The organism is Amycolatopsis sp. SID8362 (assembly GCF_010550475.1).
In the GTDB taxonomy this organism is placed as follows: domain Bacteria; phylum Actinomycetota; class Actinomycetes; order Mycobacteriales; family Pseudonocardiaceae; genus Amycolatopsis; species Amycolatopsis eburnea.
This window is the reverse complement of sequence record NZ_JAAGNB010000996.1, coordinates 1-754: the sequence shown is the minus strand read 5'-3', so window position 1 is coordinate 754 and position 754 is coordinate 1. Positions and strand designations below refer to the sequence as shown.

The 754-nt window shown below is 74.9% G+C and carries 1 protein-coding gene; it reads right to left on the bottom strand.

The features are described from left to right. The coding region (locus G3I65_RS31010) for a TIGR04222 domain-containing membrane protein (protein WP_160699247.1) at positions 1–691 on the bottom strand (691 nt) is incomplete at its 3' end. Between the last annotated feature and the right edge of the window lie 63 nt (positions 692–754).

The following is a 754-nucleotide window of genomic DNA, read 5'->3' as shown; positions in this document are numbered from 1 at the left end:
CGCCCGCGAGCATGCCGGCCGGCACCGGCCCGGACGCCGCCGAACGCGCCTGGCCCAGCACCCGGTTTCCCGCCGCCGACGGCTGCCGGGGGCCGGTCTTTGACCGGCGGACCGCCGCCACGATCGCCAGCACCGCCGCGACCAGGACCAGGAACACCAGGATGCCGACCGGGCGGCCGAGCGAGATGCCGTTGAGCAGCCGCACCAGGCCGAGCGCCAGCACCGCGAGCTGCAGGAGCAGCCCGATCGTCCGCGCCTGCCGCTTCGCCGCGGCCGAGGCCAGCAGGCCGTGCTGGTCGAGGCCCTCCTCCAAGGCCCGCATCGCCGCCGACTGGCGGCCGTACGCCCGCAGCGTCGTCGTCGTGCTCAGCTGGGCCATGTCGTAGACCGCCTGCTCCAGCGGCTCCGACGGCCGGGCGCCCGCCTGGCTGACCTGCTTGTAGCTGTTCACGCGCAGCTGCCCGCGGTCGACCAGGGCTGCGATCGCCGCGTCGACGGCCCGGTCGGGGCCGCCGGCGAGGAACGCGAGCTGGTAGACCGTCGGCTGCGGGACGGGCCGCCCGGTGTCCGCGCGCAGCGCGCGGCTGCCCACGACGCCGGACACGACGGCCCTGACCAGCAGGACCGCGCCGAGCAACGCGATGTAGAGGACCACGAAATCCGGTCCGGAAATGCCCCACGGGTCGTCCATCGCCCGTCTCCCCTCAGTGAGTCGCGATTACCGTAGCTGTGAGACGCACGCGCTCGCGTCGGC